This window comes from Pseudomonas sp. GW823-FHT03E05 (assembly GCF_058796855.1).
Window position 1 is genome coordinate 922,435 of record NZ_JBXAJB010000002.1, and the last position, 21,730, is coordinate 944,164.

The 21,730-nt window shown below is 62.5% G+C and carries 23 protein-coding genes; 11 read left to right on the top strand and 12 right to left on the bottom strand.

The window, feature by feature from the left end:
• Positions 1 to 2 precede the first annotated feature (2 nt).
• From mlaD to AC1RCO_RS11985, 3 genes are read right to left on the bottom strand one after another with little or no spacing between them, the layout of a single operon-like run.
• On the bottom strand, positions 3 to 470 hold the full coding sequence (mlaD, locus tag AC1RCO_RS11975; protein ID WP_011059277.1) for an outer membrane lipid asymmetry maintenance protein MlaD: 468 nt from the start codon (positions 468 to 470) through the stop codon (positions 3 to 5).
• Entirely contained in the window at positions 470 to 1,267 is a 798-nt protein-coding gene (mlaE, locus tag AC1RCO_RS11980) for a lipid asymmetry maintenance ABC transporter permease subunit MlaE (RefSeq protein ID WP_011059276.1), read from the bottom strand. The genes mlaD and mlaE overlap by 1 nt, the downstream gene beginning before the upstream one ends.
• On the bottom strand, positions 1,267 to 2,076 hold the full coding sequence (locus AC1RCO_RS11985) for an ATP-binding cassette domain-containing protein (protein WP_011059275.1): 810 nt from the start codon (positions 2,074 to 2,076) through the stop codon (positions 1,267 to 1,269). Before AC1RCO_RS11985 ends, mlaE begins: the two co-directional genes overlap by 1 nt.
• 264 nt (positions 2,077 to 2,340) lie before the next feature.
• Here AC1RCO_RS11985 and AC1RCO_RS11990 point away from each other — a divergent pair, with 264 nt between their 5' ends.
• The 10 genes from AC1RCO_RS11990 (at position 2,341) to AC1RCO_RS12035 (ending at position 9,411) form a co-directional block, all read left to right on the top strand.
• Positions 2,341 to 3,315: a KpsF/GutQ family sugar-phosphate isomerase gene (locus AC1RCO_RS11990; RefSeq protein WP_011059274.1), complete on the top strand. Its 975-nt coding sequence runs from the start codon at positions 2,341 to 2,343 to the stop codon at positions 3,313 to 3,315.
• Positions 3,315 to 3,839, top strand: a complete 525-nt coding sequence (locus tag AC1RCO_RS11995) for a KdsC family phosphatase (RefSeq protein WP_015634163.1) — start codon at positions 3,315 to 3,317, stop codon at positions 3,837 to 3,839. Before AC1RCO_RS11990 ends, AC1RCO_RS11995 begins: the two co-directional genes overlap by 1 nt.
• 9 nt (positions 3,840 to 3,848) lie before the next feature.
• Entirely contained in the window at positions 3,849 to 4,421 is a 573-nt protein-coding gene (lptC, locus tag AC1RCO_RS12000; protein WP_492617726.1) for an LPS export ABC transporter periplasmic protein LptC, read from the top strand.
• A complete protein-coding gene (gene lptA / locus AC1RCO_RS12005; protein WP_011059271.1) occupies positions 4,408 to 4,953 on the top strand; it encodes a lipopolysaccharide transport periplasmic protein LptA in 546 nt (181 codons plus the stop codon). Before lptC ends, lptA begins: the two co-directional genes overlap by 14 nt.
• Complete coding sequence (gene lptB / locus AC1RCO_RS12010) at positions 4,953 to 5,678, top strand: LPS export ABC transporter ATP-binding protein (protein ID WP_011059270.1); 726 nt, start codon at positions 4,953 to 4,955, stop codon at positions 5,676 to 5,678. The genes lptA and lptB overlap by 1 nt, the downstream gene beginning before the upstream one ends.
• Positions 5,679 to 5,860: 182 nt before the next feature.
• Positions 5,861 to 7,354, top strand: a complete 1,494-nt coding sequence (locus AC1RCO_RS12015; protein WP_011059269.1) for an RNA polymerase factor sigma-54 — start codon at positions 5,861 to 5,863, stop codon at positions 7,352 to 7,354.
• A 125-nt stretch (positions 7,355 to 7,479) separates the two neighbouring features.
• Positions 7,480 to 7,785 carry a ribosome hibernation-promoting factor, HPF/YfiA family gene (hpf, locus tag AC1RCO_RS12020; RefSeq protein WP_011059268.1) on the top strand — a complete coding sequence of 102 codons (306 nt, stop codon included), beginning with the start codon at positions 7,480 to 7,482 and terminating at the stop codon, positions 7,783 to 7,785.
• Positions 7,786 to 7,797: 12 nt separating this feature from the next.
• Complete coding sequence (ptsN, locus tag AC1RCO_RS12025) at positions 7,798 to 8,262, top strand: PTS IIA-like nitrogen regulatory protein PtsN (protein WP_011059267.1); 465 nt, start codon at positions 7,798 to 7,800, stop codon at positions 8,260 to 8,262.
• 2 nt (positions 8,263 to 8,264) lie between these two features.
• A complete protein-coding gene (gene rapZ, locus AC1RCO_RS12030; RefSeq protein WP_011059266.1) occupies positions 8,265 to 9,122 on the top strand; it encodes an RNase adapter RapZ in 858 nt (285 codons plus the stop codon).
• Positions 9,123 to 9,138: 16 nt separating this feature from the next.
• The gene (locus AC1RCO_RS12035; RefSeq protein ID WP_492617727.1) at positions 9,139 to 9,411 is read left to right on the top strand and encodes an HPr family phosphocarrier protein; all 273 of its coding nucleotides are present in this window, start codon (positions 9,139 to 9,141) and stop codon (positions 9,409 to 9,411) included.
• A 29-nt stretch (positions 9,412 to 9,440) separates the two neighbouring features.
• Here AC1RCO_RS12035 and AC1RCO_RS12040 read toward each other — a convergent pair whose 3' ends face one another.
• The 6 genes from AC1RCO_RS12040 to pmbA all read right to left on the bottom strand — a co-directional run bounded on the left by AC1RCO_RS12040 (position 9,441) and on the right by pmbA (position 14,809).
• Positions 9,441 to 10,334, bottom strand: coding sequence for a ZIP family metal transporter (locus AC1RCO_RS12040; RefSeq protein WP_011059264.1), 894 nt, complete (start codon positions 10,332 to 10,334; stop codon positions 9,441 to 9,443).
• 34 nt (positions 10,335 to 10,368) lie between these two features.
• The gene (locus AC1RCO_RS12045) at positions 10,369 to 10,980 is read right to left on the bottom strand and encodes a superoxide dismutase (protein WP_011059263.1); all 612 of its coding nucleotides are present in this window, start codon (positions 10,978 to 10,980) and stop codon (positions 10,369 to 10,371) included.
• Position 10,981: 1 nt separating this feature from the next.
• A complete protein-coding gene (locus AC1RCO_RS12050; protein WP_011059262.1) occupies positions 10,982 to 11,431 on the bottom strand; it encodes a DUF2753 family protein in 450 nt (149 codons plus the stop codon).
• A gap of 28 nt (positions 11,432 to 11,459) precedes the next feature.
• Entirely contained in the window at positions 11,460 to 12,836 is a 1,377-nt protein-coding gene (locus tag AC1RCO_RS12055; protein WP_015634159.1) for a class II fumarate hydratase, read from the bottom strand.
• On the bottom strand, positions 12,829 to 13,224 hold the full coding sequence (locus AC1RCO_RS12060) for a hypothetical protein (protein ID WP_011059260.1): 396 nt from the start codon (positions 13,222 to 13,224) through the stop codon (positions 12,829 to 12,831). The genes AC1RCO_RS12055 and AC1RCO_RS12060 overlap by 8 nt, the downstream gene beginning before the upstream one ends.
• Positions 13,225 to 13,462: 238 nt before the next feature.
• Positions 13,463 to 14,809, bottom strand: a complete 1,347-nt coding sequence (gene pmbA / locus AC1RCO_RS12065) for a metalloprotease PmbA (protein ID WP_445494558.1) — start codon at positions 14,807 to 14,809, stop codon at positions 13,463 to 13,465.
• Positions 14,810 to 14,917: 108 nt separating this feature from the next.
• On the opposite strand from pmbA, the gene yjgA reads away from it, so the two are divergent.
• Positions 14,918 to 15,439: a ribosome biogenesis factor YjgA gene (yjgA, locus tag AC1RCO_RS12070; RefSeq protein ID WP_011059258.1), complete on the top strand. Its 522-nt coding sequence runs from the start codon at positions 14,918 to 14,920 to the stop codon at positions 15,437 to 15,439.
• 49 nt (positions 15,440 to 15,488) lie between these two features.
• Here the strand turns inward: yjgA and tldD are convergent, their stop codons facing one another.
• Genes tldD through AC1RCO_RS12085 form a run of 3 tightly spaced genes read right to left on the bottom strand, consistent with a single transcriptional unit; the run spans position 15,489 to position 21,659 of the window.
• On the bottom strand, positions 15,489 to 16,931 hold the full coding sequence (gene tldD / locus AC1RCO_RS12075) for a metalloprotease TldD (RefSeq protein WP_207239817.1): 1,443 nt from the start codon (positions 16,929 to 16,931) through the stop codon (positions 15,489 to 15,491).
• A 26-nt stretch (positions 16,932 to 16,957) separates the two neighbouring features.
• Complete coding sequence (locus AC1RCO_RS12080) at positions 16,958 to 17,797, bottom strand: carbon-nitrogen hydrolase family protein (RefSeq protein ID WP_011059256.1); 840 nt, start codon at positions 17,795 to 17,797, stop codon at positions 16,958 to 16,960.
• 58 nt (positions 17,798 to 17,855) lie between these two features.
• A complete protein-coding gene (locus tag AC1RCO_RS12085; RefSeq protein WP_492617728.1) occupies positions 17,856 to 21,659 on the bottom strand; it encodes a YhdP family protein in 3,804 nt (1,267 codons plus the stop codon).
• Positions 21,660 to 21,730: the final 71 nt, after the last annotated feature.

Genomic DNA, 21,730 nt, shown 5'->3' on the forward strand with positions numbered 1-21,730 from the left:
CCTCATTTGGCGTCTTTGCTAACGGTATTGAGCAGGAATTTACCGATCAGGTCCTCCAATACCAGCGACGACTGGGTGTCGTGGATGGTTCCACCATCCTTGAGCAAGGCTTCTTCCCCGCCCACGCTGATACCGATGTATTTCTCACCCAACAGGCCAGCAGTCAGGATAGATGCAGTGGAGTCAGTCGGCAGATTATCCACGCGCTTTTCCAATTGCATCGTTACCCGGCCAGTGAAGCTGTCACGGTCCAGATCGATCGCCGTGACCTTGCCGATGGTTACGCCGGCCATGGTCACTTTGGCTCTGACCGTCAAACCGGCGATATTGTCGAAGTAGGCGTAAAGTTTATAAGTATCGGTGCTCGCGGTTGGAGACAAGCCACTGACTCGCAGGGCAAGCAACAGCAAAGCCAGGATGCCGGCCAGCAGGAAAAGGCCGACACCGATTTCCAGGGTGCGGTTTTGCATCAGAAATCTCCAAACATCAAGGCGGTCAGAATAAAGTCCAAGCCGAGTACGGCCAACGAGGCATACACCACGGTCTTGGTAGTGGCACGGCTGATCCCCTCTGAAGTGGGCTCACAGTCATAGCCTTGGAAAACGGCGATCCAGGTCACTACAAACGCAAAAACAATACTTTTGATCACACCGTTGAGCACGTCACCACTGAAGGTCACGCTGTTCTGCATGTTCGCCCAGTAGGAGCCGTCGTAGACTCCCAGCCAGTCGACAGCGACCCACGAACCGCCCCAGATGCCCACCACGCTGAAAATCATCGCCAGCAATGGCAGGGAAATGAAGCCAGCCCACAGGCGCGGCGCAATGATGTACTTGAGCGGGTCGACACCGATCATCTCCAGGCTGGAGAGCTGCTCGGTGGACTTCATGTTGCCGATTTCCGCGGTCAGCGCCGAGCCGGCACGCCCGGCGAACAGCAGCGCAGTTACTACCGGCCCCAGCTCCCGCAACAGGGTCAGGGCCACCATCTGCCCCACCGCCTGCTCCGAACCGTAGCTGGAAAGGATATTGAAGCCCTGCAGCGCCAGCACCATGCCGATGAAGATCCCGGACACGACAATGATCACCAGGGACATCACGCCCACTGAGTGCAGTTGCTTGACCAGCAGGCCAAAGCTGCCGCCGATGCCACCGCGGCCCAGCAGCGCATGGAACAGGAACAGCGTGGAACGCCCCAGTACCGCCAGGACATCGATGCCTGAGCGACCGAAGAGGCGAACCCTCTCGATTAGCGATATTTTGCGCATCAGCGCTTCCCCAGAAGATCTGCGCGGTAGTCCGTCGCTGGAAAGTGAAACGGCACCGGGCCGTCGGGATCGCCCTTCATGAACTGACGGATACGCGGATTATCGGAGTCCATCAGCTCTTCGGGAGTTCCCTGGCCCAACACCTGGCCATCGCCCACTACATAGAGGTAGTCGGCAATGCTCGCGGTTTCCGCCAGGTCGTGGGAAACCAGGATGCTGGTGATGCCCAGGGCATCGTTGAGCAGCCGGATCAGGCGCACCAGAACGCCCATGGCAATGGGGTCCTGGCCCACGAAAGGCTCGTCGTACATGAGGATCTGCGGATCCAGGGCAATCGCCCGGGCCAGGGCGACCCGGCGCTTCATGCCGCCGGACAGCTCGTCGGGCATCAGGTCGACCGCGCCGCGCAAGCCCACCGCCTGCAACTTGAGCAGGACGATGTCACGAATCATTTCGTCCGGCAGTTGGGTGTGCACCCGCAGCGGAAAGGCCACGTTCTCGAACACGTCCAGGTCGGTGAACAGTGCGCCGCTCTGGAACAGCACGCCCATCTGCTTGCGCGCGTCGAACAGATCGCTGCGCGAAAGGCTCGGCAGATTCTGGCCATTGACCCACACTTCGCCGCTGCTGGGCCGCAACTGCATGCCCATCAAGCGCAACAGGGTGGTCTTCCCACAGCCGGAAGGCCCCATGATGCCGGTGACCTTGCCCCGCGGAATACGGATATCCACGTTATTGAAAATGCTGCGCGTACCGCGCTTGAAGGACAGTCCCTTCAGCTCGACCGCGTAGGCGTTATCGGCACTCATCTAAACTCCTTGCGATGCAGCCTATCACTCGGACGCTTGGCTCCCTGCCGGGAGTACATGCCCCTGGGCAGGCCGAACTGGCGGCGAACTATATCACTGCTGATACGGAGCCCCCAAGGCCGACGCCACCCCCGTTCAGGTCGACGACAGGCAAAAACCAGACTTTCCTCGCGCCCGGTAGACAAAGCCTGACGAACTTGCGTGAGGGATTTGTTCATTACCGCTATAATCGCCGCCTTTTCATCGGGCTATACGATTTCAGACATGAGCCAATCCAGCGACCTGATTCAATCAGCACAACGCACCATCCGCCTCGAACTACAGGCAGTAGAAGGCTTGCTGCCCCATATCGACGCAGATTTCGTACGCGCTTGCGAGATGATTCTGGCCAGCAAAGGCCGCGTAGTGGTGGTCGGCATGGGCAAGTCCGGGCACGTCGGCAACAAGATTGCCGCTACCCTGGCCAGCACCGGGACCACGGCTTTCTTCGTCCATCCTGCCGAAGCCAGCCATGGCGACATGGGCATGATTACCCGCGATGACGTGATCCTGGCCCTCTCCAACTCCGGCTCCACCAACGAAATCGTCACCCTGCTGCCCCTGATCAAGCGTCTGGGCATCCAGTTGATCAGCCTCACCGGCAACCCCGAGTCGCCGCTGGCCAAGGCGGCTGACGTCAACCTCAACGTCCACGTCGAGCACGAAGCCTGCCCGCTGAACCTGGCACCGACCTCCTCGACCACCGCCGCCCTGGTCATGGGCGACGCCCTGGCCGTGGCGCTGCTGGAAGCCCGCGGCTTCACTGCCGAGGACTTTGCCTTCTCCCACCCGGGTGGTGCCCTGGGCCGTCGTCTGCTGCTCAAGGTGGAGAACGTCATGCACGAAGGCAGTGATCTGCCACAGGTGCAACGCGGCACCCTGCTCAAGGACGCGCTCATGGAAATGACCCGCAAGGGCCTGGGCATGACCGTGATCCTGGAGGCCGACGGCCGCCTGGCCGGGATCTTCACCGACGGCGACCTGCGTCGCACCCTGGATCGGGCCATCGATATACACCATGCCACCATCGATTCGGTGATGACCCCTCATGGCAAGACCGCACGTGCCGACATGCTGGCCGCCGAAGCCCTGAAAATCATGGAAGACCACAAGATCAGCGCCCTGGTGGTGGTGGACAAGGAAGACCGGCCGATCGGCGCCTTGAACATGCACGACCTGCTGCGCGCGGGAGTGATGTGATGAGTGCCGACCTGCTGCAACGCGGTAAAAACATCAAGCTGGCGGTATTCGATGTCGACGGCGTGCTGACCGACGGGCGCCTGTACTTCCTCGAAGACGGCAGCGAGTTCAAGACCTTCAACACTCTGGACGGCCAGGGCATCAAGATGCTCATGGCAGCCGGCGTGCAGACGGCGATCATCAGCGGGCGCAAGACCCCGGTGGTAGAGCGCCGGGCCAAGAACCTGGGGATTCCCCACCTGTACCAGGGCCGCGAAGACAAGCTGGTGGTATTGGACGAGCTTCTTGGCCAACTGGGCCTAAGCTATGAACAGGTCGCCTATCTGGGCGACGATTTGCCCGACCTGCCGGTGATCCGCCGCGTGGGGCTGGGCATGGCAGTGGCCAATGCCGCAGCGTTTGTCCGCGAACACGCCCACGGCGTCACCGCGGCCCGCGGCGGCGAAGGTGCCGCGCGCGAGTTCTGCGAACTGATCCTGCGTGCCCAGGACCGCCTTGAAGCAGCCAATGCCGCTTACTTATAGAGCCTTCCCATGCTGAGCAAAAAGATTCGCAACATCCTGATCTTCGGGACCATCGCCCTGCTGTTCGCAGCGGTCGGTTACTGGAACATCAGCCCGGAACGCTTCCTCGACAAGCCGTTGGCCCAGGTCGACGAAAGCGCCATCGACTACTACGTGATCAACGCCCGCAGCGTGCAGTACCTGCCCGACGGCAAACTGCAGTACGAAATGACCTCGGACAAGGTCGAACACGTCAAGGCCAGCGAAGTGACCCTGCTGACCAAGCCGGACCTGCAGATGTACCGTGGCACCACGTTCCCCTGGCATGTCCAGAGCGAACGCGGCGAGGTCAACCCGGACGGCACCGAGGTCGAGCTGATCGATTCGGTACGGGTTTCCCGCACCGACGAGCGCAACCGCAACCTGCTGATCACCACGACCCGCATGACAGTATTCCCGCAGAAGCAATATGCGCAGACCGAGCAAGCCGTTAGAATCGACGGCGCCGACGGCGTGACTACGGCCAAGGGAATGAAAGCGTATTTGAAAGACGGCAGGATGAACCTGCTATCGAACGTAAGAGGACAGTATGAGGCTCGTTAAAACCCTCCCTATTTTGCTCAGTCTGGGCGCAGCACTGGGAAGCGTGAGCGCCTGGGCTCTGCCGAACGATAGCCAACAGCCGATCCGCATCCAGGCCGACGACGCCCAGCTGGACGACAAGAACGGCGTGGCCACCTACAAGGGCGATGTCATCATCACCCAGGGCTCGATGAAGATCACCGGTAACACCGTGACCATCACCCGGTCCAAGACCGGTGAAATCGACGTGGTGACCTCGGTGGGCAACCTCGCCTACTTCGAGCAACTGCAGAAGCAGACCGACCCGAAACCGGTCCAGGCCTACGCCGTGACCATCCAGTACCATGCCCAGCAGAACCGCATCGTGCTGATCGACAAGGCCAAGGTCATCAACGACGGTAATACCACCGAAGGCGAGAAGATCGTCTACGACACCGTCAAGCAGGTTGCCAACGCCGGTCGCGCCAATGGCAGCTCGGTTACCGCGCCGCGTCCGCGGATCGACATGGTCATCCAGCCGAAAAAGAAAACCGACGAGCAAAAGGCCCAGTAATGGCAACTCTGAAAGCTCAGCACCTGGCCAAGAGCTACAAGAGCCGCCAGGTCGTGCGTGATGTCAGCCTGTCCATCGACAGCGGTCAGATCGTCGGCCTGCTCGGCCCCAACGGCGCCGGCAAGACCACCTGCTTCTACATGATCGTCGGCCTGGTCCAGGCCGATCAGGGCCGCGTCCTGATCGACGACCTGGATGTCAGCCACCAACCGATGCACGGCCGAGCACGCGCCGGTATCGGCTACCTGCCCCAGGAAGCCTCGATCTTTCGCAAACTGTCGGTGGCCGACAACATCATGGCCATCCTCGAGACCCGCAAGGAGCTCGACAAGGCCGGCCGTCGCCAGGAGCTGGAAAGCCTGCTGCAGGAATTCCACATCAACCACATCCGCGACAACCTCGGCATGAGCCTGTCCGGTGGTGAGCGGCGCCGCGTGGAGATCGCCCGGGCCCTGGCCACCGCGCCCAAGTTCATCCTGCTGGACGAACCCTTCGCCGGTGTCGACCCGATCTCGGTGGGCGATATCAAGCAGATCATCCACCACCTCAAGGCCAAGGGCATCGGGGTGCTGATCACCGACCACAACGTCCGGGAAACCCTGGACATCTGCGAGACCGCCTACATCGTCAACGACGGGCAACTGATCGCCGAAGGCGACTCCGAGACCATCCTGGCCAACGAACTGGTCAAGGAAGTCTATCTGGGCCATGAGTTCCGCCTGTAAGGGCTGATGTGTTGGGCTGGACGCCAGGGCGCCGGGAACAATAAAACCCTACAAACTTTATTGTTACAGCGCTCTAGGCAAACACTTCAGTTTCAGGCATATAATTTGCTTATGTTTGGCGCTCCGGCGCCCTGTAGTGGATGGCGCATGTGCGCCGGCAAATAAGGTGTTAAGCCCCTGCCATGAAACCATCGCTAGTCCTTAGAATGGGCCAGCAGCTGACGATGACACCGCAGCTGCAACAGGCCATCCGCCTGCTCCAATTGTCGACCCTGGACCTGCAACAGGAAATCCAGGAAGCCCTGGAGTCCAACCCGATGCTCGAACGCCAGGAAGAAGGCGACGACTTCGACAACAGCGACCCCCTGGCCGACAACACCGAGTCCAAACCCAATACCGAGATCCAGGAGCCCTCCTACCAGGAAACCGCCCCCACGGTGGACAACCTCGAGGACGGTGAGTGGAACGAGCGCATCCCCAATGAACTGCCGGTCGACACCGCCTGGGAAGACGTATACCAGACCAGCGCCAGCAGCCTGCCCAGCAGCGATGACGACGAGTGGGACTTCACCACCCGCACTTCCGCGGGCGAGAGCCTGCAGAGCCACCTGCTCTGGCAACTGAACCTGGCGCCGATGTCGGACACCGACCGCCTGATCGCCGTGACCCTGATCGATTGCATCAACAATCAGGGCTACCTGGACGAAACCCTCGAGGAGATCCTCGAAGCCTTCGATCCGGAACTGGACATCGAACTGGACGAGATAGAAGCCGTCCTGCACCGCATCCAGCAATTCGAACCCGCGGGCATCGGCGCCCGCAACCTGGGCGAGTGCCTGTTGCTGCAACTGCGCCAGCTGCCGGCGAAAACGCCCTGGCTGGGCGAGGCCCAGCGCCTGGTCAGTGACTACATCGACCTCCTGGGCAGCCGCGACTACAGCCAGCTGATGCGGCGCATGAAGCTCAAGGAAGATGAGCTGCGCCAGGTCATCGAGCTGGTGCAGAGCCTCAACCCCCGCCCCGGTTCGCAGATCGAATCCAGCGAAGCCGAATACGTGGTCCCGGACGTCATAGTGCGCAAGGACAACGAGCGCTGGCTGGTGGAACTGAACCAGGAATCCGTGCCGCGCCTGCGGGTCAACGCCCAGTACGCCGGTTTTGTACGCCGCGCCGACACCAGCGCCGACAACACCTTCATGCGCAACCAGTTGCAGGAAGCCCGCTGGTTCATCAAGAGCCTGCAAAGCCGCAATGAAACCCTGATGAAGGTCGCCACCCAGATCGTCGAGCACCAGCGCGGCTTTCTCGAATATGGCGATGAAGCGATGAAGCCGCTGGTTCTGCACGATATCGCCGAGGCGGTGGGCATGCACGAATCGACGATTTCCCGGGTGACCACGCAAAAATTCATGCATACCCCACGCGGCATATATGAGCTGAAATACTTTTTCTCCAGCCACGTCAGCACTTCGGAAGGCGGTGAATGCTCGTCCACGGCGATCCGCGCGATCATCAAAAAATTGGTGGCCGCGGAAAATCAGAAAAAGCCGTTGAGTGACAGCAAGATCGCTGGTTTACTGGAGGCACAAGGCATTCAGGTAGCCCGTCGTACCGTCGCCAAGTACCGCGAATCCCTTGGGATCGCGCCTTCCAGCGAACGTAAGCGGTTGATGTAGCCGCAGGGCTGGCCACAGCGTTTCAGAGTGTGTTTGAAAAGGGCCCGGTGTCGTTTTCAAACGTAGTCTAGGTGGCAGGCAACCCAGCCTGCCGCGTTATGCACTGGCAACGAAGGAGAAGCTGTATGCAAGTCAACATCAGTGGACACCAACTCGAAGTGACTGAACCCCTGCGCGTCTACATCGGCGAAAAACTCGACCGGCTGGAGAGGCACTTCGACAAGATTACCAATGTGCAGGTCACCATGGCTGTCGAGAAGCTGAAGCAGAAAATCGAAGCCACCCTGCACATCCACGGTGGGGAGGTCGTTGCCAACGCAGAACATGACGATATGTATGCCGCAATCGACCTGCTCACGGACAAGCTTGACCGCCAACTGAAAAAGCATAAGGAAAAGCAACTCCACCTTCTCCAAGGCACGGGTCGCTAACACTCCCCTCCCATGATCCGACTTGAAAGCATCCTGACCCCCGGCCGTTCCCTGGTGAACGTGCCGGGCGGCAGTAAAAAACGCGCCCTCGAACAAATTGCCAACCTGATCAGCCGTGAAGTGCCTGATCTGGAGATGCAGGATGTCTTCGAGAGCCTGATTGCCCGTGAAAAACTCGGTTCCACCGGTTTTGGCAACGGCATCGCCATTCCCCACTGCCGCCTCAAAGGCTGCGAGTCGCCCATCAGTGCGCTGATGCACCTGGACGCTCCGATCGATTTCGACGCCATTGATGGCGCACCGGTCGACCTGCTGTTCGTCCTGCTGGTTCCGGAAGCCGCGACCGATGCACACCTGGAACTGCTCCGGCAGATCGCCAGCATGCTCGATCGCAAGGAAGTCCGTGACCGGCTGCGCAGCGCCACCAGCAACGAAGCCTTGTATCAGGTCGTTCTGGACGAGCAAAACGGTCAGTAATCATGCGTTTGATCATCGTTAGCGGCCGCTCCGGCTCAGGTAAAAGCACCGCCCTCGATGTTCTCGAGGACCACGGCTACTACTGCATCGACAACCTGCCAGCCGGCTTGCTGCCGGAACTGGCTGAACGTGCGTTGATCCACACCGAACTGGCGCAACCGCTGGTGGCGGTGTCCATCGATGCCCGCAACCTGCCCAGTCATCTGTCGCGCTTCCCCGAATTGCTGGAAGAAGTGCGCAGCCGGCATATCCAGTGCGATGTGCTGTACCTGGATGCCGACGAAGAGACCCTGCTCAAGCGCTTCTCCGAGACCCGTCGGCGCCACCCGCTGAGCAGCGCCAACCGCTCCCTGGCCGAAGCCATCCACGATGAAACCCAACTGCTGGGGCCGATCGTCGACCTGGCCGATCTCAAGGTCAACACCACCAACCTGAACCTTTACCAGCTGCGCGACACCATCAAGCTGCGACTGTTGAACCAGCCGGAACCCGGTACCGCGTTCCTGGTGGAGTCCTTCGGCTTCAAGCGCGGCATGCCGGTAGATGCAGACCTGGTGTTCGACGTGCGCTGCCTGCCCAACCCGTATTGGAAGCCCGAGTTGCGCGCCCAATCAGGCCTGGATGCGCCCGTGGCCGAGTATCTGGCGGCGCAACCCGATGTCGAGGAAATGTTCCAGGACATCTCCAGCTACCTGCTCAAATGGCTGCCACGCTTTGCCGCCAGCAACCGCGCCTATGTGACCATCGCCATCGGCTGCACCGGCGGGCACCACCGCTCCGTGTACCTGACCGAGCGCCTGGGCCAGGTCCTGCAAAAATCCCTGAAGAACGTCCAGGTTCGCCACCGCGACCTTAGCTGAAAGGATCTACCCCGCGATGCCAGCTCTGGAAATCGAGATCATCAATAAACTGGGCCTGCATGCCCGTGCCTCGGCCAAGTTCGTCGGCGTGGCCGGGCAGTTTCCCTGCCAGATCCGCGCCGGCAGGACCCCGAACTCCATGGTCGACGGCAAAAGCATCATGGCCATGATGATGCTGGCCGCCGGCAAGGGCACCAGGATCCACCTGAAGACCGAAGGCGAGCAGGAACAGGAAGCGATGGATGCGCTGGTGGCACTGATCAACAACTTCTTCGACGAAGGCGAGTAGGCCCGGGCGGGCCCCTCACCATACGGCTCTCAGGCGAGTGCCGTATCCATGACCATCATCAGGCAGAAACCGATACACAGGCCAAGGCTGGCAAGCTTGTCATGGCCATTGCGACGCGACTCCGGAATCACTTCATGAGTGACCACCAGCAGCATCGCCCCCGCCGCCAGGGCCAGGCCCAAGGGCAGCAATACCTGCGCCAGGCTCACCAGCCAGGCGCAGAGCAAGGCAAAGACCGGTTCCACCAGACCTGAAGCCGCACCAATCAGGAATGCCTTGACCCGCGACATCCCCGCCCCCGCCAATACCAGGGCAATCACCAGGCCTTCCGGTACATCCTGCAGGGCAATGCCCATGGCCAGGCTGTCCGCATCCGGCATGCCGCCTCCGGCCGACACCCCCACCGCCATCCCTTCAGGAATGTTGTGGGCAATGATGGCGAAGACGAACAGCCAGATACGCGGGGCAATCACCGGATGCTCTGGCGTGCCCACCAGCACCTCCGGGCTGCCCCCCGAGACCTTGAGATCCACCAGGAACAGGCCAAAGGCCCCGAGCATGATGCCGGCGCAGATCAGGCCGCTGGAGCCCCAGGCAGACAAGCCCAGGTCCTGGGCCGCAGCGATGCCGGGGACGATCAGCGAAAATGCCGTGGCTGCCAGCATCACTCCGGCACCAAAGCCCAGCAGGGTATCGCTCACCGCCACCGGCATCCGCCGGATCACCAGCACCGGGACCGCCCCCAGCGCCGTGCCCAGCGCGCAGATCGAACCGCCCTGCAAGGCGCGCAGCAAGCGCGGCTCCAGGTTCAGCCAGCTCAACCCTTGAGCCACCAGCAACGCCGTGCCCGCCAACAGCAACAGCGAACCGAAGGCATAACGAAACATTCGCCCGCTGCTGATTGCCAGTGTTTCAGTGCCCATAGTCGGCCTTAGATCTTGTTTTGATGGAAAGGTATCAAGCCATCGCGGCCTGGTAGCGCTGAGCGACTTCCGGCCAGTTGATGACGTTGTAGAAGGCGTTGATGTATTCCGGACGGCGGTTCTGGTAGCGCAGGTAGTAGGCGTGCTCCCACACATCCAGACCGAGGATCGGCGTATTGCCGTTCATCAGCGGGCTGTCCTGGTTACCGCTGCTTTCCACCACCAGTTTCTTCTCCGGTGTCACGCTGAGCCAGGCCCAGCCACTGCCGAAACGGGTGAGTGCGGCCTTGGTGAACGCTTCCTTGAAGCTCTCGAAACCACCCAGTTGCTGCTCGATGGCTTGCCCCAGGGCGCCTTGGGGATGACCGCCACCGGCGGGTGTCATCACCGCCCAGAACAGCGAATGGTTGGCATGCCCGCCACCCTGGTTGATCACCGCAGCACGCAGTTTTTCCGGCAGTTGCTGAACGCTGGCTACCAGCTTTTCCACCTCCCACCCTGCCCATTCGGTCCCCTCGACGGCGGCGTTGAGGTTGTTGATGTAGGTCTGGTGATGCTTGGTGTAGTGGATTTCCATGGTTTGCGCATCGATGTGCGGTTCCAGGGCGTCGTAGGCGTAAGGCAGTGCAGGCAAGGTAAAGGACATATCAATGGGCTCCGTAAGAGGGGCTGTCTGGTTGCGGGCTGTCGGCTGACAGGCCCGCGACGTTGCTGTCCAGCAAACGGTGAGTGCGCGGGTATTCGCCGTGATCACCGATGAAATTCAGCAGTTCGACGTAGGTCTTGCTGCTTTGGCGCAAGGCCGCTTCCCGCAGGGCTGTGGGCAAGCGGCTGTCCTGCATGGTCTGCAGCAACCGCTGATGGATGGCGCAGAGGTATTCCGCGCTCTCCTCCGGCTGATTGAGGCGCAGGTGCAGGTCTGCCAGGTTGTGATGGGAAATCACACAGGCCGCCACCGCTTCGTCGGCATCCGACCAGCGCTCGAACAGCACCTGGGCCAGGGCCAGCGCCTGCAGGTAGAACTCGCGAGCATCCACCAGTTCGCCCTGCATAAAGAGGCGATTGGCCCTTTCGATCGTGCGTTTCCAGTGCTCCATGGTGAGCCTCCAAAGCGGTGTCGGTGGGTTACACGCCGCCGGCAGTGAGCTTTTCCGGGTCCAGCAGGACCTCCAGCTGGCTGCGTGGCAGATCGGTATGTTCAAGGGCCACGTCGATCACCGGGCGCCCCTGCTTGTAGGCGGTCTTGGCGATCTGCGCAGCCTTCTGATAGCCGATGATCGGGTTCAGCGCCGTGACCAGGATCGGATTGCGCGACAGCGCTTCCTTGAGCTTGGGCTCGTTGACCTTGAAGCTGGCGATGGCCTTGTCTGCCAGCAGGCGGCTGGAGTTGGCCAGCAACTCGATGCTGCTCAGCAGGTTCTGGGCAATGATCGGCAGCATCACGTTGAGCTCGAAATTGCCCGATTGCCCGGCCACAGTGATGGTGCTGTCGTTGCCGATGACCTGGGCGGCGACCATCGCGGTGGCTTCAGGAATCACCGGGTTGACCTTGCCGGGCATGATCGACGAACCGGGCTGCAAACCTTCCAGCTCGATCTCGCCGAGCCCGGCCAGCGGGCCGGAGTTCATCCAGCGCAGGTCGTTGGCGATCTTCATCAACGACACCGCGGTAGCCTTGAGCTGGCCGGATACCGTCACCGCAGTGTCCTGGGAGCCGATCAGGGCGAAAAGATTCTTGCCCGGGGTGAATTGCACCTGGGTCAGCTTGCTCAACTGCTGGCTGAAACGCGCAGCGAACTCGGGATGCGCATTGATCCCGGTGCCCACAGCGGTGCCGCCCTGAGCCAGGGATTGCAGGCTCGGCAGCAGATCCTGCAGGTGGCTGATATTGGCCTTGAGTTGCTGCGCCCAGCCCTCCAGCACCTGGCTCATGCGCACCGGCATCGCGTCCATCAGGTGAGTGCGGCCGGTCTTGATGAAGGGGTGCACCTGTACCGCCTTGCGCTCGATGACCTCCACCAGATGCACCAGGGCCGGCAGCAGTTGCTCATGCAGGGTCAGCGCGGCGCTGACATGAATGGTGGTAGGGATGATGTCGTTGCTGCTCTGGCCGCAGTTGACATGGTCATTGGGGTTGACCGGTTCACCCAGCAGGCGGCTGGCCAGGGTTGCCAGTACTTCATTGGCGTTCATGTTGGAACTGGTGCCAGAGCCGGTCTGGAAAATGTCCACCGGGAAGTGCGGCATGAAATCACCTTCCAGCAGACCCTGGGCGGCATCGACGATGGCCTTGCCCTGGGCTTCGCTGATCTGCCCCAGTTCGACGTTGGCCTTGGCCGCAGCCGCCTTGGCCAGGATCAGCGCACGGATGAAGGCTGCCGGCATGCGTTGCCCGCTGATGGGGAAGTTGTCCACCGCACGCTGGGTCTGTGCGCCGTACAGGGCCAGTTCCGGTACCTGCAGTTCGCCCATGCTGTCGCGTTCGATACGGGTATTACTCATCGGGAAATCCTTGCACCAGTTCTATCAGGGGAATGGAAGGCAGCAGCGAGCAGGTCGCCAACTGCCAGGCGTGGCTCTGCCAGCGCTTGAGCCGGCAATTGCACAAAGACAACCGCTCCATGTCGCGCAGCGGCCGCCAGGCCTGGTCCAGGCACTGGCTGCGCCAATGCCAGGGCAGCGCTGTATCGGTTGCGGTATCGATCAATAAACGGAAGGAAGTTTCAGCGACGGTCCAGGCCGACATCGCGGTACAGCAGGCCAGGTAGCGGCCTTCGGCGAGGTAATGCTCGATCAGACGGGGTTCGTCCGGTTCCAGTGCGCAACGGATCTGGCGGCTCATCCAGCGCCAGCTTTCGAGGTAAGGCTGCTCGTGCAAGGCAGAACTCATGACCTGGGCTCATCGAATAATGATTTTCATTATTAAATGATATTGAGAATCAAATCAATCTGGCTTGTATGATTTTTGTCCAACTCTTATAGGGCCCGCCTTGCCGGCGAATGAGCCCTTGAGCCTGGTGCCGGATGTCAGGACGCTTTCGCTGGCAAGCCAGCTCCTACAAAAATGGCGGCCATAAAAAACGCGCCACCTCGGGGAGGTGGCGCGTTGGGGGTGAAGCTGGGCGCGGTCAGCTGCCGGCGACGGTCATGCGTTCGATCAGCACCGAGCCGGTGCGGATGTTGCTACGCAGCTCCAGGTCGTTACCCACTGCAAGGATCTGCTTGAACATGTCCCGCAGGTTGCTGGCAATGGTCACTTCCTGCACCGCGAACTGAATCTCGCCGTTCTCGACCCAGAAACCCGCCGCACCGCGGGAGTAGTCCCCGGTGACCATGTTCAGGCCATGGCCCATCAGCTCGGTCACCAGCAGGCCACGGCCCATGCGCCGCAGCAGCGCGGCCTGGTCTTCGTCGCCATGGGTGACGAACAGGTTGTGCACGCCACCGGCGTTGGCGGTGCTCGGCATGCCCAGCTTGCGTCCGGAATAGGTGCCCAGTACATAGGACACCAGCTCACCGTCCTGGATGAACGGCTTGGCGTAGGTGGCCAGGCCATCGCCGTCGAAAGCCGAACTGCCCATGGCGCGCATCAGGTGCGGGCGCTCATCGATGGTCATCCACTGCGGAAACAGTTGTTGACCCAGGGCGCCTTCGAGGAAGGACGACTTGCGGTACAGGTTGCCACCGGAAATCGCCCCGAGAAAACTGCCGAACAGGCCACCGGCCAGTTCTGCGGAAAACAGCACCGGCACCTCACAGGTCGGCACTGGACGGGCACCTAGCCGGCTGGCCGCGCGCTGGGCGGCACGCTGGCCAATGCTCACCGGGTCGGCCAGCAACTGGCCCTGGCGATTGACGTCGTACCAGTAGTCGCGCTGCATCTGGCCATCCGCCTCGGCAATCATCACGCAGCTCAGGCTGTGGCGGGTGGACGCATAACCACCAATGAAGCCGTGGCTGTTGCCATACACCCGACAGCCCTGGTGGGTGCTGAGGGTGGTGCCGTCGGCATTCTTGATCCGGCTGTCGGCAGCAAAGGCCGCTGCCTCACAGGTCAGGGCCTGCTCGATGGCCTGTTCGGGGGTGATGTCCCAGGCGTGGAACAGGTCGAAGTCCTGCAGGTCCTTGGCCATCAGGGCCGCGTCGGCAAGGCCCGAGGCTTCGTCTTCGGAGGTGTGCTTGGCAATCGCCAGGGCCGCCGCCACGGTTTCGCGAATGGCCTCGGGGCCGCTGGCAGACGTACTGGCCGAACCCTTGCGCTGGCCCAGGTAGAGGGTGATGCCAAAGCCCTGGTCGCGGTTGAACTCGACGGTTTCCACTTCCCGCTGGCGCACCGAAGTCGACAGCCCCTGCTCCAGGGACACCGCCACTTCACAGGCGCTGGCCCCCTGGCGCTTGGCCTCGGCGATGATCTGCTCGACTTGCTCCTGCAGGGCCGGCAAAGCCTGTGGGCCGACGCTTTGTGCTGCACTCATGCTGTTCTCCACTCAAATTCTGCTTTCGATTAAGGCCGGCGAGCGACCGGGCCGGACAAGCGGCCCTCGACTGGTTATCATGGCGGCGTTTCTTTGCGGACTGCCACCATGGTTGATTCTTACGACGACTCCCTCGATGGGGAGAAAAGCAAATCCCAGGTCAAACGCGAGCTGCATGCTCTGGTTGATCTCGGCGAGCGCCTTACCACTCTCAAGCCCGACTTGCTGAACAAACTGCCCCTGACCGACGCCTTGCGCCGGGCCCTGGCGGATGCCCCCAAGCACGTCGCCCATATCGCCCGAAAGCGCCACCTGCAGTTCATCGGCAAGCTGATGCGGGACCAGGACACCGACGCGATTCTGCAACTGCTTGACCAACTCGATGCCTCCACCCGGCAGTACAACGAACGCTTCCATAACCTGGAGCGTTGGCGCGACCGCCTGATCGGCGGCGGCGATGACGTGCTGGAAAAGTTCGTCGGCGAATATCCGGACGCCGATCGCCAGCAACTGCGCTCCCTGATCCGTCAGGCCCAGCATGAGCTGGCGCATAACAAGGCACCGGCCTCAAGCCGTAAAATCTTCAAGTACATCCGCGAGCTGGACGAGACTCAACGCGGCCTGCGCTGAGCCTTGCCACGGGTGAGCTGCCCTGCAGCTCACCCGACACCCTCCCTCCTTATGCCCCAGTGCCACCCACGGTGATCGCATCGATCTTCAGGGTCGGCTGGCCGACGCCCACTGGCACCGATTGCCCATCCTTGCCGCAGGTGCCGACGCCACTGTCCAGGGACAGGTCATTACCCACCATCGATACCCGGCTCATGGCTTCCGGACCGTTGCCGATCAAGGTCGCGCCCTTGACCGGGGCGGTGATCTTGCCGTCCTCGATCAGGTAGGCCTCACTGGTGGAGAACACGAACTTGCCGCTGGTGATATCCACCTGGCCGCCGCCGAGGTTGGCGCAATAGATGCCCTTCTTCACCGAAGCGATGATTTCCGCCGGATCGCTTTCGCCACCCAGCATGTAGGTGTTGGTCATGCGCGGCATCGGCAGGTGCGCATAAGACTCGCGGCGACCGTTGCCGGTGCGGGCCACGCCCATCAGCCGGGCATTGAGCTTGTCCTGCATGTAGCCCTTGAGCACGCCGTTCTCGATCAGCGTGGTGCATTCGGTGGGGGTGCCTTCGTCGTCCACGCTCAGGGAACCACGGCGCCCGGCCAGGGTGCCGTCGTCGACGATGGTGCAGAGCTTGGAAGCCACCATTTCGCCCATGCGACCGCTGTAGGCCGAACTGCCCTTGCGGTTGAAGTCGCCCTCCAGGCCGTGGCCCACGGCTTCGTGCAGCAGCACTCCGGACCAGCCGGAGCCCAGCACCACCGGCAGGGTTCCGGCCGGCGCCGGAATCGCTTCCAGATTGACCAGCGCCTGGCGCAGGGCTTCACGGGCATAGCCCATGGCCCGATCTTCGCTGAGGAAATAGCGGTAGTCGGTACGCCCGCCGCCGCCATGGCCACCGCGCTCGCGGCGACCGTTCTGCTCGACGATGACGCTGACGTTGAAACGCACCAGCGGCCGCACGTCCGCCGCCAGGCCGCCATCGGTAGAGGCCACCAGGATCCGCTCCCAGACCCCGGCCATGCTCACGCTGACCTGCTGGATGCGCGGATCCAGGGCGCGGGTTGCGGCGTCAACGCGCTTGAGCAGCTCGACCTTCTCGGCCCGGGTGATGACTTCCAGGGGGTTGTCCGGCGCATACAGCTGCGCCACGTCCTGGGTCGAGAACGCCTGCACGGTGCCGTTTTGCCCGGCCCGGGAAATCGAGCGCGCCGCCCGGGCGGCGAGGCCCAGGGCCTCCAGGGTGATGGCATTGCTGTAGGCGAAGCCGGTCTTCTCACCGGATTGCGCACGCACCCCAACCCCCTGGTCGAGGTTGAAACTGCCTTCCTTGACGATTCCGTCTTCCAGGGACCAGGACTCGGAAATCTGCCCCTGGAAATACAGATCGGCGGCATCGATGCCCGGGCCGGCCAGATCCCCCAGCACGCCTTGCAAGCTTTCGATGGTCACGCCGCCCGGGGCTAGTAGATGTTCACTGACAGAGGACAACAACCCGCTCATATGTTTTGGCCTTAAATTCGTCGTACTTATGCAAGCCGTTGCACGCCTTGCGAGAAAATGCGCCGGTGACTGAACACCGGCATCCGCGCCCGGATGGACGCCTGTTCGCTGCTGTCGCGCTCGGCCAGCAGCACGCCTTGACCTTGATCCTGTTGCGCCACTATCCGCCCCCAGGGGTCGACGATCGCGGCATGGCCGTAGGTTTCCCGTGGGCCGGGATGCACGCCGCCCTGGGCCGCCGCCAGCACATAGCACTGGGTCTCGATGGCACGGGCGCGAATCAGCACCTCCCAATGGGCCGCACCGGTGACCGCGGTAAACGCCGAAGGCGCGGTGATCAACTCGGCGCCAGCGGCGCGCAACTCGCTGTACAGCTCGGGAAAGCGCAGGTCATAACAGACTGTAAGGCCGACCCTCCCCACCGGCGTATCCGCCACCACCACCCGGTCTCCATGAGCATAGTCATCGGATTCACGGTAGCGCCCGCGATTGTCCGCCACATCGACGTCGAACAGGTGCAGCTTGTCGTAGCGCGCCACGAACTGCCCCTGGTCATCCACCAGCAACGAACAGGCATTGGACTTGGCCTCGGGCTGATCGACGGGGGGCAACGGCAAGGTGCCGGCCACTATCCATAACCTGAGGTCGCGGGCGGCCTGTTTCAACCATGGCAGGATCGGACCTTCGCCCAGCGCTTCGGCGCGACCGATGGCCGCCATGTCGCGGCGCCCCATGGCGGCGAAGTTTTCCGGCAGGACGGCCAGCTTTGCACCGCCGGCAGCAGCCTGTTCGAGCAGGCTCCGAGCCTGCTGCAGATTGGCCAGGACATCGCTCTGGCTGACCATTTGAATCACCGCAAGAGACATGGCGAACTCCTTGTAGGGTAGGCCGCCATGCTACTCCATAGGCGCGAATCGAGGATTCTCAAAACGGTTTGTCGAAGGTGATTTTCGGCTCTTTCCATGGGCCTTTGACGTTGTATTTGACGCTGGCGAAGCGCGCCACGCGGTCACCGATCAGCTTGTCGATCAGGAACAACGCCCCGCCCACCGCCGGCGCACCGACAATCAGCGCGGCAATCGGCAGGTTGTTGGTCACCGGCAAGGTCACCAGCAGCTTGGCGTCGACCTGGTCGGCCACCATGTCCAGGGTGCCATTGAGCTCCAGGTTGCTCGACGGCCCGGTCAGGGTGATCGGCTCGCGAGTGACGTAAACGCCATTGCTCGCCGCCAGCACGCCCCGGACCCGGTCATAGCTCAGGCCCTTGCCGAACAGGTCGGAGAAGTCCAGGCGCAGGCGGCGACCGATGGAGTTGAAGTTGAGCAGGCCGAACACCCGCAAGGCCTGGGCCCCGCCCTCGACTTCGACGAACTGGCCCTTGCGCAGGGTAGCGTCCAGGCTGCCGGAGAAGCGCTTCAAGCCCACCCAGGCCGGCGAGCCCGGCCAACGGCCATCGACGTCCAGGTGAAAATCTTCACTGGTCACGGTCGGGGCGAAGCCCCAGCCCTTGAGCACGTCCGCCAGGTTCTTGCCGCCAATGCGGCCCCGGTACCAACTGTTGCTGGCACCGGCCTGGCCTTCCCAGCCGCCCTCGCCCTGCAACTGCATGCCCTTGAGGCCCAGGTCCAGGCCATTGAAGACCATGCCCCTGGACGTCGGCCGCACCTTGAGCGCCCAGCGGCCGATCAGGTCCTGGCCCTGGAACAGCTGGGCAATGGAAATATCCAGGGGCGGAACGCTCTTGGGATCCACCGAGGCCAGGGGGTCGGGCGCATTTTCATCGGCCTGCGCTGCCGGATCGGCAGCCGGCAGGCGCACGTACGCCATGTCGATGGCCATCGGCGCCGCCTTGGCATCGGGAATCCCGACCTTGCCTTTGGCCTGCTGGCTGTCGATCTGCAACTCCCAGGCAGCGGGCTTGCGCGCCAGCAACAGGTTGACCTGGTCCAGGGTGGTGCCGAAGGCACTGAGCTTGCCGACCTTGAAGTCCGCACTGCTGAGCAACTGTTTGGCGCTGCCTCCCGGATCCTGCCCGGCGTAGCGATCCACCAGGGCTTTCCAGGGTTCCACATCCAGCTCGGAGAGAATCCCTCGTATCCGCAGCCCTTTACCCGGCGGCAGCAAGGCCGCGCCATCGCCGAGGAACAGCTCGCCCCGACCCTCGGCGAGCTTGCCGCTGGGCGCCGCAAAGGTGAAGTCGGCCAGTTCGCCGTAGTTGAACCAGTAGCGCCGCTCGCCCCCTTGCAGAGTCATGCGAAATACACTGTTGCGCCCGGTGCTGGCCGCCATGCCGAACGGCGCCGGCAGGTCCACCGCTACGCCCTTGAGACTGGAACTGACCATCAACTGGCTGTCGGCTCCGTCCAGGTTCAGTTGCAACTGGTAGGGCACCTCGCCGGACACCGGCAACGGCTGGCCGACTTGCAACCAGTCGGTAAGTTTCTTGACCGCAACCTGGCCCTTGGCAACCACTCGAGTGTTGGGTTTGCCCGGCTTGCCATCGGCGAAGATCTGCGCCGTGACCGGCCGCTCGAACGCCTGGGCACTGATGCCCTCGCCACTCAGGCCCTTGGCACTATCGAAGCGGAAATCACCCTTGAGCTGGGTCAGTTCCAGCTCAGGCTCACTGAGCTTGAGGCGCGCCTTGTCGGTCTTGAACGCCACCACGATCTTCGGCTCCTGGCCCTTGACCAGGGGAATATCCAGATCCAGCTTGCCTTGCAGATCGCCCTCGCCATGCCAGCCGGCAAAGGTCGAGCCGGTGCCGATCGGCGCTTCCTGGAGAATTTTCACGCCATCGCCCAGGCCACCGGCAAAGGCGCCATCGATGTACATGTGGCTGTCCTGCCCGCTGGCAGCATGGGGAATGTTGACGAAGACATCCCGCACCTTGGTGTCCAGCAACTGGCCTTTGCTGGCGACGATGCGCACGCCGCTGTCTTCGATGAACACATCGCCGCTGACCTTGGTCAGGTGCGGCCAGCCCGGCTGGAACGCCAGCTCGGTGTCATGCACCTTGAAGAACAGGCTGATGCTGCGGGCGGCCTCGACGGCGTCATGGTTCAGCGAACCCTGGTACTGGAAGAAGCCCTGGTCCACCGCGCCCTTGAGGATCGCCGTGCGCAGCCATTCATCCACACCGGCGTTGAGCACCTGGGGCAGGTACTTGGCGGTGTAGCGCCCATCGCCGTCCACCAGGCCGACTCGCAGGTCCATGTAGTCTTCCTGGCTGTGGTCGAAATGCAGGCGGATCAGGAAGTCGCCGGCGATCTTGCCCTCTTCGCCCAGCACCTTCAGGTAGGGGGCAATCAGGGTGAAGCCTTCCTTGTCGAGCTTCCAGGTCAGGGTGGCGTTGGCCTGGATGTACTGCCAGGGCTTGGCGAAGATCGGGTACAGGTGCAGGGAGAAATCCTTGCTGTCCATGCGCAGCTCGCCCTTGCCCAGGTCGCCGCTGATGCTGCCGCTGACATTTCGTGCTGCCGGAGCACCGTGATAGGCATCGAAGCCAACCCGGTCGAGGTTCGCGGCGAAGCTCAGGCGCTGGTCGCCAGTGTTCTGGGGACGGTAGTCGAGCAGCACGTTGCGCAGGCCGCCAGTGACTTTCAGTCGGTCGATGGCCGTGGCCAGGCCTTCCGGCAAGGGCGCCAGGGCATCGAGGATCGGGGTGATCGGCTTCAGGTCCAGGCGGTCGGCCTGCACATGCCAGAGTTCTTCCTGCTGCTCGGTCGCGTTGCGCTGCTGCACCTGCACACGGGATTCCCAGCGGGTCTCGCCGAGGTTCAGCGCCAGGGAGTCAAGCTGCACCTGCAGGCCCTGCTCGTCACGCTGGAAGTAGGCATTCAACGCCAGGTTGCTCAGGGACACCGGCGTGCGCTCGGCATAGGCCCCGGTGAATTGCGGGGCATTCAAGCGCAGCGTGGCGTTTTGCACCCCACCCTTGGCCCACTTCAGCCACAGCTCGCCACCCGCTTTGAGCTCGGAGAGTTTCCACTCCCGGGTCAGCCGGGCCGGCACCCAACGCGACCAGTCGCTTTGCGGCAGGCTCAGGTACAAGTCGGCCTGGGCATCGCGCCAGGCCTCGGCCCGCATCCTGGTCCGCAGGTTCATTGCCAGGGGCTGGCCGTCCGGCAGCGTCAGGCGCAGGTCCAGGCGCTGGCGGCTGGTACCGCTGCGCAGATTGAGCCCGACGTAGGTCAGGGCCACGGGCTGGTGGTCCAGAGGCTGCAAGGTGACCTGGCTGTCCAGCAGCGACAGCTCGGCAACCTGTTGCAGGCGGCCCAGCAACTGCTGGGGGTCCATCGGCTGGTCCTGTTGCACCGGCAGGCCTTCAAGCTGCCACTGGCCGTCCGCGCCCTCTTTCAGGCTCAGGCTCAGGCCGCTGAGCTCCAGGCGGCCGATCCGCAGGTCACGGGCCAGCAGGCTGCCGAGCATATCCGGCGCCACGCTCACCTGATCCAGGCGCAGCGCATTGGCGCCCTCGCCCACCTGCACGTCGTGGGCCAGCAGGATCGGCGACAAGCCGCTCCAGCGCCCCTCCAGGCTACCGATATGCACCGGCAAGCCCACGGCCTGCTGCACCTTGGCCTCGACCTCGGGCTGGTACTCGGCCACCAGCGGGGTCAGTTCCCGGCCCAGACTGACATACAAGGCAGTCGCCACCAGCGCCAGCGCACAGAAGCCAAGCCCCCAGCGAATCAGCGTGGTGAACAGGCGCATCAGCCGCTCCATTTCAGTTGGCTCCCAGGGTAAAAGTCATGCAAAAAGCTGAAGCCAGCCATTTCCACGGATGTAGAACACGC

What these genes read in the sequence shown, in the direction of transcription:
- mlaD (WP_011059277.1), bottom strand. Translation starts at nt 470, where the DNA reads ATGCAAAACCGCACCCTGGAAATCGGTGTCGGCCTTTTCCTGCTGGCC.
- mlaE (WP_011059276.1), bottom strand. Translation starts at nt 1,267, where the DNA reads ATGCGCAAAATATCGCTAATCGAGAGGGTTCGCCTCTTCGGTCGCTCA.
- AC1RCO_RS11985 (WP_011059275.1), bottom strand. Translation starts at nt 2,076, where the DNA reads ATGAGTGCCGATAACGCCTACGCGGTCGAGCTGAAGGGACTGTCCTTC.
- AC1RCO_RS11990 (WP_011059274.1), top strand. Translation starts at nt 2,341, where the DNA reads ATGAGCCAATCCAGCGACCTGATTCAATCAGCACAACGCACCATCCGC.
- AC1RCO_RS11995 (WP_015634163.1), top strand. Translation starts at nt 3,315, where the DNA reads ATGAGTGCCGACCTGCTGCAACGCGGTAAAAACATCAAGCTGGCGGTA.
- lptC (WP_492617726.1), top strand. Translation starts at nt 3,849, where the DNA reads ATGCTGAGCAAAAAGATTCGCAACATCCTGATCTTCGGGACCATCGCC.
- lptA (WP_011059271.1), top strand. Translation starts at nt 4,408, where the DNA reads ATGAGGCTCGTTAAAACCCTCCCTATTTTGCTCAGTCTGGGCGCAGCA.
- lptB (WP_011059270.1), top strand. Translation starts at nt 4,953, where the DNA reads ATGGCAACTCTGAAAGCTCAGCACCTGGCCAAGAGCTACAAGAGCCGC.
- AC1RCO_RS12015 (WP_011059269.1), top strand. Translation starts at nt 5,861, where the DNA reads ATGAAACCATCGCTAGTCCTTAGAATGGGCCAGCAGCTGACGATGACA.
- hpf (WP_011059268.1), top strand. Translation starts at nt 7,480, where the DNA reads ATGCAAGTCAACATCAGTGGACACCAACTCGAAGTGACTGAACCCCTG.
- ptsN (WP_011059267.1), top strand. Translation starts at nt 7,798, where the DNA reads ATGATCCGACTTGAAAGCATCCTGACCCCCGGCCGTTCCCTGGTGAAC.
- rapZ (WP_011059266.1), top strand. Translation starts at nt 8,265, where the DNA reads ATGCGTTTGATCATCGTTAGCGGCCGCTCCGGCTCAGGTAAAAGCACC.
- AC1RCO_RS12035 (WP_492617727.1), top strand. Translation starts at nt 9,139, where the DNA reads ATGCCAGCTCTGGAAATCGAGATCATCAATAAACTGGGCCTGCATGCC.
- AC1RCO_RS12040 (WP_011059264.1), bottom strand. Translation starts at nt 10,334, where the DNA reads ATGGGCACTGAAACACTGGCAATCAGCAGCGGGCGAATGTTTCGTTAT.
- AC1RCO_RS12045 (WP_011059263.1), bottom strand. Translation starts at nt 10,980, where the DNA reads ATGTCCTTTACCTTGCCTGCACTGCCTTACGCCTACGACGCCCTGGAA.
- AC1RCO_RS12050 (WP_011059262.1), bottom strand. Translation starts at nt 11,431, where the DNA reads ATGGAGCACTGGAAACGCACGATCGAAAGGGCCAATCGCCTCTTTATG.
- AC1RCO_RS12055 (WP_015634159.1), bottom strand. Translation starts at nt 12,836, where the DNA reads ATGAGTAATACCCGTATCGAACGCGACAGCATGGGCGAACTGCAGGTA.
- AC1RCO_RS12060 (WP_011059260.1), bottom strand. Translation starts at nt 13,224, where the DNA reads ATGAGTTCTGCCTTGCACGAGCAGCCTTACCTCGAAAGCTGGCGCTGG.
- pmbA (WP_445494558.1), bottom strand. Translation starts at nt 14,809, where the DNA reads ATGAGTGCAGCACAAAGCGTCGGCCCACAGGCTTTGCCGGCCCTGCAG.
- yjgA (WP_011059258.1), top strand. Translation starts at nt 14,918, where the DNA reads ATGGTTGATTCTTACGACGACTCCCTCGATGGGGAGAAAAGCAAATCC.
- tldD (WP_207239817.1), bottom strand. Translation starts at nt 16,931, where the DNA reads ATGAGCGGGTTGTTGTCCTCTGTCAGTGAACATCTACTAGCCCCGGGC.
- AC1RCO_RS12080 (WP_011059256.1), bottom strand. Translation starts at nt 17,797, where the DNA reads ATGTCTCTTGCGGTGATTCAAATGGTCAGCCAGAGCGATGTCCTGGCC.
- AC1RCO_RS12085 (WP_492617728.1), bottom strand. Translation starts at nt 21,659, where the DNA reads ATGGAGCGGCTGATGCGCCTGTTCACCACGCTGATTCGCTGGGGGCTT.